20 protein-coding genes are annotated in these 15,059 nt (G+C 64.1%); 2 read left to right on the top strand and 18 right to left on the bottom strand.

The window, feature by feature from the left end; genetic code table 11:
• From OC450_RS00825 to motA, 18 genes are all read right to left on the bottom strand, one after another.
• Positions 1-816: flagellin (locus tag OC450_RS00825; RefSeq protein WP_262046985.1), on the bottom strand; the 816-nt coding region annotated here is incomplete at its 3' end.
• Between the two features lie 271 nt (positions 817-1,087).
• Positions 1,088-2,002 carry a flagellin gene (locus OC450_RS00820; protein WP_262046984.1) on the bottom strand — a complete coding sequence of 305 codons (915 nt, stop codon included), beginning with the start codon at positions 2,000-2,002 and terminating at the stop codon, positions 1,088-1,090.
• A gap of 242 nt (positions 2,003-2,244) precedes the next feature.
• Positions 2,245-2,985: a flagellar type III secretion system pore protein FliP gene (gene fliP, locus OC450_RS00815; RefSeq protein WP_211387334.1), complete on the bottom strand. Its 741-nt coding sequence runs from the start codon at positions 2,983-2,985 to the stop codon at positions 2,245-2,247.
• Positions 2,982-3,425 (bottom strand): flagellar basal body-associated FliL family protein, encoded by a 444-nt coding sequence (locus tag OC450_RS00810; RefSeq protein ID WP_211387352.1) that lies wholly within the window; start codon positions 3,423-3,425, stop codon positions 2,982-2,984. The genes fliP and OC450_RS00810 overlap by 4 nt, the downstream gene beginning before the upstream one ends.
• A 42-nt stretch (positions 3,426-3,467) precedes the next feature.
• Complete coding sequence (gene flgH / locus OC450_RS00805; RefSeq protein WP_211387335.1) at positions 3,468-4,163, bottom strand: flagellar basal body L-ring protein FlgH; 696 nt, start codon at positions 4,161-4,163, stop codon at positions 3,468-3,470.
• Positions 4,164-4,931, bottom strand: coding sequence for a MotE family protein (locus OC450_RS00800; RefSeq protein ID WP_262046983.1), 768 nt, complete (start codon positions 4,929-4,931; stop codon positions 4,164-4,166).
• Between the two features lie 67 nt (positions 4,932-4,998).
• Complete coding sequence (gene flgI / locus OC450_RS00795; RefSeq protein ID WP_211387337.1) at positions 4,999-6,129, bottom strand: flagellar basal body P-ring protein FlgI; 1,131 nt, start codon at positions 6,127-6,129, stop codon at positions 4,999-5,001.
• A complete protein-coding gene (gene flgA, locus OC450_RS00790) occupies positions 6,126-6,602 on the bottom strand; it encodes a flagellar basal body P-ring formation chaperone FlgA (RefSeq protein ID WP_256805833.1) in 477 nt (158 codons plus the stop codon). Before flgA ends, flgI begins: the two co-directional genes overlap by 4 nt.
• Before the next feature lie 13 nt (positions 6,603-6,615).
• Positions 6,616-7,404 carry a flagellar basal-body rod protein FlgG gene (gene flgG, locus OC450_RS00785; RefSeq protein WP_211387339.1) on the bottom strand — a complete coding sequence of 263 codons (789 nt, stop codon included), beginning with the start codon at positions 7,402-7,404 and terminating at the stop codon, positions 6,616-6,618.
• A 17-nt stretch (positions 7,405-7,421) separates the two neighbouring features.
• A complete protein-coding gene (locus OC450_RS00780; RefSeq protein ID WP_211387340.1) occupies positions 7,422-7,751 on the bottom strand; it encodes a flagellar hook-basal body complex protein FliE in 330 nt (109 codons plus the stop codon).
• Positions 7,752-7,753: 2 nt separating this feature from the next.
• Entirely contained in the window at positions 7,754-8,170 is a 417-nt protein-coding gene (gene flgC, locus OC450_RS00775; protein ID WP_014492659.1) for a flagellar basal body rod protein FlgC, read from the bottom strand.
• Between the two features lie 11 nt (positions 8,171-8,181).
• Positions 8,182-8,562, bottom strand: coding sequence for a flagellar basal body rod protein FlgB (gene flgB / locus OC450_RS00770; RefSeq protein ID WP_262046982.1), 381 nt, complete (start codon positions 8,560-8,562; stop codon positions 8,182-8,184).
• An 85-nt stretch (positions 8,563-8,647) separates the two neighbouring features.
• Positions 8,648-9,733: a flagellar biosynthesis protein FlhB gene (gene flhB / locus OC450_RS00765; protein WP_211387342.1), complete on the bottom strand. Its 1,086-nt coding sequence runs from the start codon at positions 9,731-9,733 to the stop codon at positions 8,648-8,650.
• 13 nt (positions 9,734-9,746) lie between these two features.
• Positions 9,747-10,787 carry a flagellar motor switch protein FliG gene (locus tag OC450_RS00760; RefSeq protein WP_211387343.1) on the bottom strand — a complete coding sequence of 347 codons (1,041 nt, stop codon included), beginning with the start codon at positions 10,785-10,787 and terminating at the stop codon, positions 9,747-9,749.
• A 2-nt stretch (positions 10,788-10,789) separates the two neighbouring features.
• Entirely contained in the window at positions 10,790-11,170 is a 381-nt protein-coding gene (gene fliN / locus OC450_RS00755) for a flagellar motor switch protein FliN (RefSeq protein ID WP_211387344.1), read from the bottom strand.
• Between the two features lie 76 nt (positions 11,171-11,246).
• Entirely contained in the window at positions 11,247-11,561 is a 315-nt protein-coding gene (locus OC450_RS00750; protein WP_211387345.1) for a hypothetical protein, read from the bottom strand.
• Complete coding sequence (locus OC450_RS00745) at positions 11,542-12,483, bottom strand: flagellar motor switch protein FliM (protein WP_256805828.1); 942 nt, start codon at positions 12,481-12,483, stop codon at positions 11,542-11,544. Before OC450_RS00745 ends, OC450_RS00750 begins: the two co-directional genes overlap by 20 nt.
• Positions 12,480-13,376 carry a flagellar motor stator protein MotA gene (gene motA, locus OC450_RS00740; protein WP_256805826.1) on the bottom strand — a complete coding sequence of 299 codons (897 nt, stop codon included), beginning with the start codon at positions 13,374-13,376 and terminating at the stop codon, positions 12,480-12,482. The genes OC450_RS00745 and motA overlap by 4 nt, the downstream gene beginning before the upstream one ends.
• A gap of 142 nt (positions 13,377-13,518) precedes the next feature.
• Here motA and OC450_RS00735 point away from each other — a divergent pair, with 142 nt between their 5' ends.
• Complete coding sequence (locus OC450_RS00735) at positions 13,519-14,307, top strand: DUF1217 domain-containing protein (protein WP_256805825.1); 789 nt, start codon at positions 13,519-13,521, stop codon at positions 14,305-14,307.
• Positions 14,308-14,310: 3 nt separating this feature from the next.
• Complete coding sequence (gene flgF, locus OC450_RS00730; protein ID WP_211387349.1) at positions 14,311-15,039, top strand: flagellar basal-body rod protein FlgF; 729 nt, start codon at positions 14,311-14,313, stop codon at positions 15,037-15,039.
• The last annotated feature ends 20 nt before the right edge of the window (positions 15,040-15,059 follow it).

Here is a 15,059-nt window from a genome sequence, read left to right as displayed (position 1 = left end):
TTCCGCGTTCATGTCGGCGTCGACGAGCTGGCCGACACCGCGGTCCACGGAGTCCATCAGCGACTTCACGAAGTCCGTGTTGGTCGCGATGCGGTTCTTGACGGCACCGAGATTGGCGGCGGCCGAGGCCACCGAATTGATCCCGGCGGTGACCTGCGCGATGTAGCCATCGAGCAGGGTCTGGTCAGCCGCCGAGTCGGTCAGCGCGGAGATGTTGATGGTGTCGATCGACGGAGCAGTCGTGCTGGCCGCCGTGTCCAGGATGCCGGTCTGCGTGCTGGTGTAGAGCGAGTAGTTGGCGGTCGTCACGGTGATGGAGCCGATCGTAGGCGTGCCACCGACGCGCGAATACGACGACACGAGGTTGAAGCTCGTCGGCGTGGTGCCGGTCGTCGTGCTCAGCCAGTTCACGCCGTTGAAGGTCGCCGAATTGGCCTTGAGCTTCATATCCTGCTGGATCTGGGTGATGTCAGCCTGGATCTTGGTGCGGTCGATACCGGCGGTCTTGGCTTCGACCAGCAGCGCCTGGAGCTTGGTCAGGCCGGAGTCCTTGTCGCCGATGACCGAGGTCAGAGCGGTATATTCGGTGTCGACGGTCGCGGCCGACAGACCGAGCGAGTCGGAGACTGCCGAGAGCGCGGCGTTGTCGGAGCGCATCGACGTCGCGATCGACCAATAGGCGGCGTTGTCCGAGGCGGTCGAGACGCGCTGGCCGGTCGAGATCCGGTTTTCGGTCGTCTGCAGGCTGGAGCTGACGTTCCGAAGCGTCTGCAACGCGGTCATTGCGGCGGAGTTGGTAAGCAGACTAGAACCCATTTTGATGTCCCTTTGAGATTGAATTGAGCTTGGGGGACATACCGGGCTTGCACCGGTACGACAGGGCGGCGTCATGCCTTTGGGCTGCGGAAATGCGCGTTAGGCCCAACCTGTCGTAGTGGCGATGTTAGCGAGCGAAGCTTGTGCGAGGCTTGTGGCTCTGTGCCCCCTCGGCAACAGGGCTGCCGAAATGACGGCGCGCAGGACGTCGCGCCAAACGAAAGGGCCGCGCTTCGCGAGAAGCGCGGCCCTCGCCTGGATGGTTGAAGGCTTAGCGGAACAGCGACAGGATGCTCTGGCTGCTGTTGTTGGCGATCGAGAGCGCCTGCACACCGAGCTGCTGCTGGACCTGGAGAGCCGCCAGACGGGTGGACTCCTGGTTCATGTCGGCGTCGACGAGCTGGCCGACACCGCGGTCCACGGAGTCCATCAGCGACTTCACGAAGTCCGTGTTGGTCGCGATGCGGTTCTTGACGGCACCGAGATTGGCGGCGGCCGAGGCCACCGAATTGATCCCGGCGGTGACCTGCGCGATGTAGCCATCGAGCAGGGTCTGGTCAGCCGCCGAGTCGGTCAGCGCCGAGATGTTGATCGTGTCGATCGACGGAGCGCTCGAACTGGCCGCCGTGTCCAGAAGGCCGTTCTGCGTGCTGGTGTAGAGCGAGTAGTTGGCGGTCGTCACGGTGATGGAGCCGATCGTGGGCGTGCCACCGACGCGCGAGTACGACGACACGAGGCTGAAGCTCGTGGGCGTGGTGCCGGTCGTCGTGCTCAGCCAGTTCACCCCGTTGAAGGTCGCCGCATTGGCTGTAGCCTTCATCTGCTGCTGGATCTGGGTGACGTCCGCCTGGATCTTGCTGCGGTCGATACCTGCCGTCTTGGCTTCGACCAGCAGCGACTGCAGCTTGGTCAGGCCGGAGTCCTTGTCGCCGATAACCGTGGTCAGAGCGGTATATTCGGTGTCGACGGTCGCGGACGACAGACCGAGCGAGTCGGAGACTGCCGAGAGCGCGGCGTTGTCGGCTCGCATCGAGGTCGCGATCGACCAATAGGCGGCGTTGTCCGAAGCGGTCGCCACGCGCTGGCCGGTGGAGATGCGGGTCTGCGTGGTGGAGAGCTGCGAGCTGACAGACCGCAGGGTCTGGAGCGCCGTCATGGCGGTCGAGTTCGTAAGCAGACTTGACATTGCGAATGTCCCTTTATGTACGCGTTACATTTTCACGTGGGACATACCGGGCTTTCACCGGTACGGAGGGGCGGCATCATGCCTTTGGACTGACGTGGGTGGGGTCCAACCCGCCGTGACGCATTGCTAGCACGCCGAATCTTGCCCGCAGATTAAGATCGGCTTGAATTGCTTAGCAATATCATATGGTTAATATTACTTTTCGCTAACCATACCCGGCCTACGACCCGCGATCGCGGCTCTTACGAGAACGACCGCACCAGTCCGGAAGCCAGCAGATTCCAGCCGTCGATCAGCACGAAGAACAGCATCTTGAACGGCAGCGCGAGGATCGTCGGCGGCATCATCATCATGCCCATCGACATGGTCAGCGTCGCCACGATCATGTCGATGACGAGGAACGGCAGGATGATGAGGAATCCGATCTCGAACGAGCGCCGGAGCTCTGAGATCATGAAGGCCGGAATGATGACGCGCATGTCGATGCGCTTGTCGTCGAACTTCTTGCGAAAGCTCTCCGCGGCCAGCGCCTCGAAGGTCTGGAGATCCTTGTCGCGGACATGGGCCAGCATGAACTCGCGGAACGGATCGGTTATCTTGAGGTAGGCCTCTTCCTCCGAGATTTCGTTCTTCATCAAGGGCTGGACGCCGGTCTCCCAGGCACGGTCGAAGGTCGGCGCCATCACGTAGAAGGTCATGAACAGCGCGAGACTGATCAGCACCAGGTTGGCCGGCGTGGTCTGCAGGCCGAGGCCGGCGCGCAGGAACGACAGCGCCACCGCGAACCGCGTGAAGCTCGTCACCATGATGAGCAGTCCCGGCGCCACCGACAGCACCGTGATCAGGGCCATCAGCTGGATGATCCGGCCGCTGGTCGAGCCGTTTCCGGGCGGCAGCAGCGAATTGAGGTCCGGAATCTGGGCGAGCGCCACCTCGGGCAGCACGACCAGAACCAACGCGAGCAGCAGGACTTTCAATCTCACTGAATCACCAATGTCTCAATGATCAATTCGCGGACCTTGCCCGACGAGCGGATGTTGGCGCGCTCAATCAGGTCGTCGCGCAGATGCTGGAGCCCGCGCGCGCCCTCGAACTGTCCAACCGATGCCGACCTCAGATACGTCACGATGTCCTCGCTGATATGGGCCGCCAGGATGCCGGCATCCTCGTCGCTCATGCTCTCGGTCACCATGGAGGCTTCGATACGAGCCCAGTTGTTGGCGGGCGCGCCGAGATTGGTCACGATCGGGGACAGTTTCCTGAGCCGCGCGCTTCCGGCGTAGCTCGAGGCGATCGGCGGCGGCGTGGCGGTTTTCTTCGCATCGGCGACGCGTTCGGCGGCCGCGAACAGATGCAGGCCGGCGAGCGCGCCGGCGCCGATCGCGACGAGGGTCAGCACTACGATGGCCGCAATCAGGCGCATCATGTCCCCTGCCTTCGCGGCGCGGCCCGACCGGCGCGAGTCTCAGAATGGTGCCACGGCGTCATAGATCCGGTGTCCCCATCCAGGCTGCTGCACGTCAGACAGATTTCCGCGACCGCCATAGGAGACGCGCGCCTCGGCGATCTTCTCATAGGAGATGGTGTTGGTTCGCGAGATATCTCGCGGACGCACGATGCCGCCGACGTTGAGCACGCGCATCTCCGTGTTGACCTTGAACTCTTGCGAGCCGCTGATCATCATATTGCCGTTCGGCAACACGTCGGTGACGATGGCGGCAATCGACAGCTTGATGTCTTCGGTACGATCGATCTGACCATTCCCCTTGATCTGGGTGTTGGTGTTCAGATTGGCGCTGGTCGAGCCCTTGTCTTGCCATCCAGCAACGTCCATCAGCCAGTCCAGCCCGAACTTGATCTGCGAATCGCGCGAGCGATCGGTCTTGTTGTCGAGCTTGGCCTTGTCCTGCATCGAGATGATGATCGTCACGACGTCGCCGGTGCGCCGGGCACGGGGATCGCGATAGAGATCCGTGCCGTCGTCCCAGGTCGAGCGATAGCTGACGGGCGTGCGCATGCGCGGCGTCACCGGGATCGGATCGGCCTGCGCCCGCAGGCCGCTGCCCACGGGCGACAGTCTCGGGCCGGTCAGGATCTCGGCGGGATCGCCGATGCATCCGGTCAGCATCAGGAGCGGCAGGATGAGGATCAGATTCTTCATCTATTTGGTCTTTCCGTCATCCACGCGACGCATTCCACCGAGCAGGTCGGCGAGGTGCGCCGCGCGCGCCGTATCCATCTCGTTGAAGATCGCGCTCGAGCTCCTCGGGCTGAGCTTGGCGAGCACGGCCGCGGCCGTCTCGTCCGCCATGCCGGCGATCTGCGTCGCCGCGGCGTCCGGCTTCATGCGCGAATAGATCTCGACGACCTGCGCCTCGGCTTTCTTCAGGAAGTCGTCGCGCAACGCCATCCACTTCTCGTATTCGGCCCGCTTTGCCTCGACCTCGGCGATCCGCTCGCGGAGCTCGATCTCGGCCTTCTCCAACTCCTTGAGCTGCCAGGCCAGCCTCGCATCGACCGCGGGGTCGGTGACATTGCTGCAGAACAGAGCGACTTCGCTGTCCGCAGGCACGGCAGCCTGTGCCGGTGCGGGCTTCGGCGGCGCCGTGACGCTGCCGGGCTTGGCCGGGCGCACCGGCGCGGCTGCGGGTGCTGGCGCCGGTGCGGGCTTCTCGGAAGCCGGCACAGCTCCCGTGACGGCGGGACCGGAGTCTTCGGCTGCCCACGCCGTCGCCCGGACCGACGCATTGTCGACCGAGGCCGGCGGATTCGGCTTCTGCGGCCCGGGCGCGCGGGCGCGCGCGAAGGACCGCAGGTTGAGCGGCTTCGACGGCTTGGCCTCGTCCAGAGCAAGCACGGGCGAGGCGCTCGCGAGCATCGAGGCCGCGACCAGGACGAGGAGTTTGGCGTTGTGATCCAGCTTCAACATCGGGCCGCGTGCGATTCTCGGTCGAGACCTCAGCATTGAGCGACCAAGCTTGCACGACGCTTGTGCATCATTGCACGATGACATCGGCCTGGAGAGCGCCGGCCGTCTTGATCGCCTGGAGGATCGCGATGATGCCGGATGGCTTCAGGCCGATCTGGTTCAGCCCGCGCACCAGGCGCTGGAGGTCGACGCCGCTGAGGATCGCCACTTGCGATCCGGCCTCGTTGGCCTCGACCATGGTTTGTGGTACGACCACCGTCTGCCCCTGCGAGAACGGCGCCGGCTGCGACACCACGGGCAGCTCGGTGACGCGGACCGTCAGATTGCCGTGCGTCACCGCAACGGTCGATATCCGCACGTCGCGTCCGATCACCACCGTGCCGGTGCGCTCGTTGATCACAACCCGCGCCGGCGTGTCCGGCTCGACAGTGAGCTCGCCGATTTCGGCCAGGAAGCGGACCGGGCCGATATGGCGCGGCTTCGAGAGCACGATGGTTCGGAAGTCGCGCTCAAAGGCGATCTGCGCGCGGTAGCGCCCGCCCGCGAAGCGGTTGATGGCGTCGAGGATTCGTGTTGCGGTGACGAAGTCGGGGTTCCTCAACTCCAGCACCAGAAACTCCATCTCGTGGAGACTTCCCTGCACCTCGCGCTCGACCAGCGCGCCGTTCGGAATGCGGCCGGCAGTCGGCGTGCCCTGGCTGACGTTCTGGGCCTGGCCTCCGACACTGTAACCGGCGACCGTAACCGCTCCCTGCGCGACCGCGTAGACGGCGCCGTCCGCCGCGCGCAGCGACGTCATCACCAGGGTGCCGCCGAGCAGCGAGGTCGCATCACCGAGCGACGACACGGTCACGTCCATGCGCTCGCCGGCACCGATCGAAGGCTGCAGGTCCGCGGTCACCATCACGGCGGCGACGTTGCGCGTGCGCAGCGTCGTCGGACGCGGTGGATTGTTCGTGCTAGTGGTCTCGTTCCTGACATTGATGCCCATGTTCTCGAGCATCGATTGGAGGGACTGCTCGGTGAACGGAGCGTTGCGAAGCGTGTCGCCGGTGCCGTTCAGGCCGATGACGAGACCGTAGCCGACGATCTGGTTCTCGCGCAGTCCCTTGATATCCGCGATGTCCTTGATACGAACGGCGGCCTGGGCGCTGGCGGCCGAAACGAGGAGGACGAGGGCAAGCAGGAATCTCGTCATGACCCGTCCACGACCTTGACGGTGCCGTCCGGCTGGACCACGCCCCTGATGATCACGCCCGTATCGGTGTTTCGCACCGGAATCAGCGCACCGGCCCCACCCGATTGCATCGCCGAGCCGTAAGTGACGATGGACAGGCCGCTGTCTTCCACCACGACCTTGACCATGGCGCCGCGGGCGACGGTCCATGGATCTTCCACCGAATTGGTCGGGATCGGCTGGCCGGGCAGCAGCGTGCGGCGCGCCATCCGGCCGACCAGGATCTGACGTTGCTCGATGAACATGGCAACGCCGAGCAAGTTTGGCGCGAAGGCGCGTTCCGTGATCATGTCGTCCCGGATCAGCTCGCCGGCGCGGATCGAGACGGCCGGCACGGGAAGCCGCTTCTCCTCTGCCGCAGCGACCTGCGCCGAGACGAGAAGCAGCAGCACGGCGGCCAACCCGCGCACGATCAGGCCCACCCTGTTCAACATGGACACACCGGAACTAGCGAAGGCCCTTCGATACGGTCGAAGCCATTTCATCGGAAGCCTGGATGACCTTGGCGTTCATCTCGTAGGCGCGCTGGGCGGAGATCAACTCGGTGATTTCCTTGACGGGGTCGACGTTCGAGGCTTCGAGATATTGCTGGTTGATCTTGCCGTAGCCGGCATCGCCGGGCAGACCGACGACCGGCGTGCCGGACGCCGTGGTCTCGCGATAGAGATTGCTGCCCAGCGGTTCGAGGCCGGCCTCGTTGGCGAAGTTGGCCAGATTGAGCTGACCGATCTGCCGCGGGTTCACTTCCGTATCAAGCTTGGCAAACACCTGTCCGGTCTGGTTGACCGTGACCTGGACCGTTCCCTGCGGCACTGTGATGGCGGGATCCAGCAGGTAGCCGTCGGTCGTGACGAGCTGACTGTTGGCATTGGTGTTGAACGAACCCGCACGGGTGTATTGGACCTCGTTGTTCGGGCCGAGCACCTGGAACCAGCCCCGGCCGTTGATCGCGAGATCGTAGGGGTTACCGGTCTGCGTCAGCGCGCCCTGGATGTGCAGCTTGCGGATCGCCGCCGACTTGACGCCGAGGCCGAGATTTGCGCCTTCCGGGATCGGCGACGAGCCGTTGACGTTCGCGACGCCCTGCATGCGGTCCATCTGGTAGAACAGATCGGTGAATTCCGCGCGCGCACGCTTGTACGACGTCGAGTTGATGTTGGCGATGTTGTTCGCGATGACTTCGATGTTGGTCTGCTGGGCGTTCATGCCCGTGGCCGCGATGGCGAGCGATTTCACAATGTCATTCCTTCAGGTCAAATCGACATACGGACGACTTCTTGGTAGGCCTGCACGACCTTGTCGCGAACCGCGACCGCCGTCTGCAGGGCCTGCTCGGCCGACATCAGCGCCTCCACGACGCGCCGCGTCGATTCCTTGCCCTGCATCGCCGAGATCGACGCCGCTTCGCCCGCCTTCAGCGTCCCGATCGCGTCCGTCGTCACCTGCTTCATGACTGATTCGAATCCGACATCGTCGGTGGACTGGATCGCGGTCGGAGCGGTGGGCGCGATGGACTGCGTCTCGGTTGCACGGCTCGCCGCCTGCCCGGCGGAGACCGCGGTGGATGAAATCGCCTCAAGCATTGTCAGCTCCTCAACAGGTCGATGGTCATTCCCAGCATCGACCTCACCTGTTTCACGACCTGGAGATTGGCTTCATAGGACCGATTGACTTCCCGCATGTCCGCCATCTCGATCATCATGTTGACGTTCGGTAGCTTGACGTAGCCGGCCTTGTCGGCAGCCGGATGCCCGGGCTCGTACTCCACGCGATACGGCGTGGTGTCGACCCCGATCTCCTTGACCTTCGCCAGCTGCGCGCCCGAGGCGCGGTCCATGGCGGCGTCGAAAGTGATGGTCTTGCGCTGATAGGGATCGGCGCCGGCCGTGCGTCCCGTCGACGTGGCGTTGGCGAGGTTTTCCGAGACGATGCGCATGCGCGTCGACTGCGCTTCGAGCCCGGAGCTCGCGACCGTCAATGAGGCTTGCAGTGAGTCCAGCATGTCAATTCACCTCAGGTCTTCGCGCTCGACAGCAGCATGCGGTGAAACGACCGCACCACCGCCGAGTTCATCGAGTAGTCGCGGCTGACGTCGCTGCCCTTGATCATTTCCTGCTCGAGACTGACGGAGTTGCCGGAGTGGACCACGTCCCAGCTGTCCTTCTTCGCGATCTTCCGCGTGTCGGTCTCGGCTCCAGACAACTGCATGTGCGAGGGCGACGTCGTCGCGAGCCTCACCGGCATGCTGTCGAGCACCTTGTTGAACGGTTCGACGTCGCGCGCCTTGAAGCCCGGCGTATTGGCATTGGCGACGTTCGTAGCGATGGTCGACTGGCGGAGTTCGAGGTACCGCGCCTGCGACGATGCGAGTTCGAAGAGATAAAGCGGTCCCACGGCAGTCCCATTCTGGTCTATTCGGAGAGAGCTTATGGCGGCAAGCTTTCGTCAGGCTGATGGAGCAGAAGCCGTCCTCGGAATTCTACTGGACCTTCTCGGTCCGCGGCGCCTGCTTGGACTGCAGGAAGTAGATGATCTCGGCAACCGGCCGGAAGAACTCCGCCGGAATGACCTGGTCGACCTGAACCGCCTCGTAGAGCGCGCGCGCCAGCGCCTTGTTCTCGATCACCGGAATTCGGTTCTGCTCGGCGACTTCGCGGATCTTCAGCGCGATCACGTCCATGCCTTTGGCCACGACGATCGGCGCCGGGTTTTCCTCGCGCTTGTAGCGCAGCGCGATCGCGAAGTGCGTCGGATTCGCGATCACCAGCGTTGCGCGCGATGCGGAGGCGATCATGCGCTGGCGCGAGCGGTCGCGCGCCAGCGAGCGCAGGCGCGCCTTGATCAGCGGATCGCCTTCGGCCTGCTTGTGCTCGTCCTTGATCTCCTGCTTGGTCATGCGCAGGTCGCGCCGCCAGTGGAAGCGCGACCAGGCGAGATCGATCGCGACCAGGACGATGGTCGCGATGCAGATCGCCGAAACGATCCGCATCGCGATGTTGAGGATCATCTCGGGAAGCGCGACCGGATCGGTGTACATCGCCTCGAACGCCCTGGCTTCCGACGAGCGCAGCACGAAGGCGACGACGACGGTCACCGAGGCGAGCTTGAACAGCGACTTGGCGAACTCGACGAGACCCTGCGCTCCGAAAAGCCGGCTCCAGCCCTTGAGCGGAGAGATGCGCGACAGGTCCGGCATGATGCGTTCCAGCACGACGCGCGGCGCATTCTGCAGCAGCGAGGCTGCAAGGCCGAACACCGCCAGGGTGACGACCAGCGGCACCAGGAACCGCAATGCCTGAAGCCCTACCACGGTGAGGAGATTGAGGGCGTCGGCCCCGGTGCCGAGCGGGAAACCGTCGGGATCGTCGAGAAAGCCCATCAGCGTCGGCGTCAATTGCTGCACGCCCTGGCCGATCAGGAACGCCTGGATCACCATCAGCGCAGCCATCGAGGCGAAGATCGACGCCTCCCGAGAGACCGGGATTTTGCCCTGTTCGAGCGCATCGCGGACTTTCTTCTCGGTCGGTTCTTCTGTCTTGCTCTCCTGATCGGATGTTTCTGCCATGCCCGTTCAGCGGTCAGCGGAAGACCAGCTCATCCTCCTGTTCGGGGTTGAGCTCGATCTCGCCCTTCTCCGCGAGGTCGAGCGCGAGGTCGGTGATGACGCGGCGCGCCTCCAGCACGTCGCGCTGGTTCGACGGCTCGCCGATGGCGAGTTCGTGCTCGACGACGCGGCGGACGCGCGAGGCGACCGCAGACAGGATCAGCTCGCGGAAATGCTTGTCGGTGCCCTTCAGCGCGACGACGATGCGATCAGTCGGCACTTGGTCAAAGATCATGGTGCGCGCCTTCGGCGCCAGGTTGATCACGTCGTCGAAGGTGAACAGCAGCTCCTTCAGCACTTCGGCCGACTTCGGCCGCTTCTCCGACAGGCTCTTCAGCATGTCCTCGATGTGGCCACGTTCCATCTTGTTGATGATGTCCGCGACGCGGGCATAGGTGTCCGCGCCGAGGTTGCGGGCGAAATTCAGCGTCAGATCCTCGTGCAGCGTCTTCTCGAGAACTTTCATGGCGTCGTCGACGATCGGCTTGAGGCTGAGCACGCGCCGCATCAGCTCGTTGCGCAGGCTCGACGGCAGCTGGCTCATGACCTTGGCGGCACAGGCCGGCTTGACTTTGGACAGGATCAGCGCGGCAGTCTGCGGATGTTCCTTGGACAGATAGGTGGCGAGCGAGTTTTCCGACACCGACGAGACACGGTCCCACACCGACCGGCTCGAATTGCCGAGCAGATCCGACATGATCGCCGAGACCTGGTCGGCGGGAAGCACGTCGCCGAGCACGGCCTCCAGGCCACCGAGGGTGCCGAGGATGTTGGCGCCCATCGAGAATTGCTGGGCGAACTCCTCGACGATCGACTCGAGTTCCTGCGCCGTGATCGGCCGCAGTTCTGCGGCGGCCTTGGTGACGATACGGATATCCTGCGGCTCGAACTGCGCGAGCACGCTCGCCGCCGCCTGCCGGCCCATGGCGAGCAGGAGCGCCGCGACCTTTTCCGTTCCGCCCAGCGTGGCAACGCCTCGTTGCTTGATGGGGGCGATGCCGACCTGTGCCGCCATGGTCAGCTATCACCCTGCCCTAGCGGCCCGACGATCTCCGTGAGCGAGACGCCGAAGCGTGAATTGTCCTCTTCGACCACGACCACCTCGCCGCGGGCGACGACGCGGCCGTTGACGACGACGTCGACGGGTTCGCCGACCCGGTGATCGAGCGGAACCACCGCGCCACGGCCGAGCTTCATCAGGTTCGCCACCGGAATGGTGGCCGAACCCAACACCACCTGCATGGTCACGGGAATGCGCAGGATGGCATCGACATTGGCGAACTTGCCGGTCTCCTCGGCAGCGCGCGCGGCGATCTCCGCCAGCCGCTCCAGCGGAGATGTGTCGGTATGCCCCTCGTCGGTTGCAGATGCTGACTCGTAGTCGAAGGATTGCGCCATTTGGTATCGCCTCTTGGTATTTCCGCTCCCGGAGCGCCGCGACGTTCCGATCGTATTTGTTCCGCCGGCTTCGACTTCAATGCTTGTTCACGTCGGCGCCGCCCGCGGTCACCGTGGATGCGAGCCCGCTCCTCGCGTCGAGCGCAGCGATCGCCTCGTGGGCCTGGTCGATCTTCGTGCTCAGCACGCTGGCGAGCCGCCCGAGATTTGCGGTAGAATCGTGGGCGGCGGTGATGACCGTGTCGAAGGCGCCCGCGGTCTCGTGGACGATGGTCGAGAATTCACCCTGGTAGCTGCGCAACCGCGCAAGTTCGCGGTGCATCCGGGTCACCCGCATGCTGGTGAAGGCGAGCGCAATCAGCAGCACCGCATCAACGAGATAGGATATCATCGACGAACTCCCGTTTCTGATCGACGGGATCTGCCACCTGCATGGCGTAATAGCCATCAAGCTGGCCGATCTGACACCAGAACAGCACCTGGTTGTTGCTCTCGAGCCGCGCCAGCGTGCGCGGCGTGGCTTCGAGCTCGAGCACTTGCCCGACCTGGAACTTCACGACGTCGCCGAGCGAGATCATCTTTTCGTCGAGCACCGCGCTCAGCGTCACCTCGGTGCGATGAACCTCGCTCTCCATCTGTTCGCGCCAGCGCGGATCGGCTGCGCGGCCGTCGCTGACGACGACGGTGGCAAGCTTCTGCCTCAGCGGGTTGAGCGCGGAGTGCGGAATGATGAGGAACATCTGCCCGCCGCGGTAAAGCGCCTGCAACATGATGTTCGCGCAGATCGACATGTTGCCGCTCCGCCCGATCGCCAGCGAGGCCATGGCGGTCTCGACCCGCTCCACGCGGAAGGTGACGTTGGAGGTGCCGGCGAAGGCGGATTGCAGCGCCTTGGCGAACCGCTCGAACAGCGCCTGGACCAGGCGGATCTCGATGTTCGAGAAGGTGCGCTCGACGTCGAGCGGCGGCTCGGCGCCGTCGGAGCCGAACATCGCCTCGACCATGGTGAACACGAAGTCGCGGTCGAGCATGATGATGATGCGGGAGTCCCACTGCTCGGCATAGAGCACGGCCGCAACCGCGTTGGCCTCGTAGTCCTTGATGATGTCACCGACGCGGTCGTTGGTGATGCCATTGACGGAGAAATAGCACGGCGTTCCGGCAATCGGCTGGAGGCTGTCCGTGCACGATGCCGCCATGCGATCGAAGATCACATTGAGCATCGGCATCCGCTCGATCGAGATGCCGGCGGCGTCCAGCAGGTAGTTCGGCAGCTGCTTGCGCTGATCGACGTCGAGGTCTTCCATCATCATGCGCGGGCGGCCTTGGGTTCAGCCTCGGTCACCACGGCCTTGGGACCCGCAATCGTCTCGTTCTCGACGACGTCGATCGACGGCCGCTCGTTGCTCGAGATCATCTTGCGGCCATGCTCGACGGCGATCTGCGGCATGGCGCCGTTCATGAACGCCAGCAGCGTCTGCTTGACGATGATGTAGGGCCGGCAACGCTTCTCGCGCGTCATCTTGACCTTCAGCGCGAAGGGTGAGATGAGGCCGTAGGACAGGAAGATGCCGGCAAAGGTGCCGACCAGGGCGGCGCCGATGAAGCCGCCCAGCAGCTTCGGCGACTGGTCGAGCGCGCCCATGGCCTTGATGACGCCAAGCACTGCGGCGACGATGCCGAGCGCAGGCAGCGCCTCCGAGACCACCACCAGCGCATGGTAGGGCATCAGCTTGCTCTTCACGATGGTGTGGATTTCCTCGTCCATCAGCGCCTCGATCTCGTGCGTGCGCGCATTCCCCATGATGATGAGGCGGACGTAGTCGCAGATGAACTGGAGCAGCGACGGATCGCCGAGCACGCTCGGGAACGCCTTGAAGATCTCGGAGGAGGCCGGGTCGTCGATATGCGCTTCCACCTCGTTACGACCCTTGCCCCGCAGCTCCCGCATCAGGGCATGCAGCGCGCCGAGTAGGTCGAGATAGTAGCGCTGGCCGGGCACCGCCCCCGTCACAGCCTGCACGCACGCCAGCCCGGTATCGGCGACCACCTTCCACGGATTGGCCATGATGAAGGTACCGGCCGCGGTGCCCATGATGATCACGAACTCCCACGGCTGCATGAGCACGGCGAGATGCCCGCCCATGGCGGCAAATCCGCCCAGCAGTGCCGCTACCGTGATGACGATCCCCACGAAACTGCCCAACGCGCCGCTCCATCACCGATCCCATCGGGAATATCTAGTCGGCGAGCCTTGCGTGGAGCTGGCTATCCGGTCGCCAGCCTCGCACAAGCAATTCACGGCAGCTTGGGACGGTGCCGCAAGGGCGGCCAGAGGGGCGTGTGTCATGCTATCCACCATCGCGGACTACACCAGATTGACCAAGGACATGGGCAAGTCGCTGACGCAGGTCGCGACGCAGCCGGACGTCAGCCGCGACACCGACTATTTCCTCAGCCACATCGGCAGCGTGAAGACCATCGACGATTTCCTGAAGGATTATCGCCTCTACTCCTATGCGATGAAGGCCTATGGCCTCAGCGACATGACCTACGCCAAGGCGTTCATGCGCAAGGTGCTGACGGAGGGCGTCTCGGACAAGGACGCGTTCGCCAACAAGCTCTCCGACACCCGCTACCGTGAATTCGCCACGGCCTTCAATTTCGCCGCCCTCGGCGACCAGGCGACCCAGAGCACCCAGGCCACGACCGGCACGGCGACCCAGTACGTCACGCAGACCATGGAACAGAAAGCCGGCGATCAGAACGAAGGCCTGCGGCTGGCGCTCTATTTCACCCGCAAGGCGTCCACGATCACCAATGCCTACCAGATCCTCGCCGACAGGGCGCTGACGCAGGTCGTCCAGACCGCAATGGGCTGGTCGTCGACCATCAGCTCGTCCGACATCGATGCCCAGGCCAAGATGATAACGGACAAGATCGACCTCACCGATTTCCAGGACCCGACCAAGGTCACCAAATTCGTCCAGCGCTTCGCGGCGATGTGGGATGCCACCCAGGCGCAGAGCGATAGCTCGACCAACCCCGCGCTGGTCCTGATCGGCGGCGCGTCGGCGTCGGCCAGCATGGACACGGACCTCCTCACGACCCTTCAGAACATCCGGTTCAACAGGTAAGTCATGCAATCGGCTCTCTATGTGGGATTGTCGGCGCAGGTCGCCCTCGAAAAGCGCCTCCAGACGATCGCCAACAACGTCGCCAACGTCAACACGGCGGCGTTCCGCACCGACGTGGTGAAATTCGAGACCGTGCTGTCCAGGGCGGGGGCGAACCCGGTGGCTTTCTCCTCGCCCGGCGACAACATCATCTCGCGCGAGCAAGGCAGCATCACCGAGAGCGGCAACCCGCTCGACGTCGCCGTGGTCGGACAGGGCTGGATCGCCTTCGCCGGCCCGAACGGAACGGTCTATACGCGCGACGGCCGCCTCCAGATCGCGCCCAACGGCGACCTTCAGACCGTGGCCGGCTTTCCCGTCATCGATTCCGGCGGCGCGCCGATCACGCTCGATCCGAACGGCGGGCCGATCTCGATCGCGCGCAGCGGCGCGATCACCCAGGACAACAACGAGATCGGCACCATCGGTCTGTTCAACATTCCCGCCGACGCCAATCTCGACCGCTACGGCAATTCGGGCGTCACGCCCGACCGGCCTGCGACCGCCATCGCCGATTTCTCGCGCGACGGCTTCAAGCAAGGCTATGTCGAGGGCTCCGGCGCCAATCCGATGATGGAATTGACGAAGCTGATCGCAGCTTCGCGCGCCTTCGACGGCACCAATTCGATGATCGAGGGCACCGAGAGCTCGCTCCAGAACGCAATCCGGACGCTGGGCGAACCCGGCAAGTAGACTGCGCCTCGCGCGCAATG

The sequence above is a fragment of the Bradyrhizobium sp. Bra78 genome, from assembly GCF_024519855.1.
In the GTDB taxonomy this organism is placed as follows: domain Bacteria; phylum Pseudomonadota; class Alphaproteobacteria; order Rhizobiales; family Xanthobacteraceae; genus Bradyrhizobium; species Bradyrhizobium japonicum_G.
This window is presented reverse-complemented; position numbering and strand designations above follow the sequence as displayed.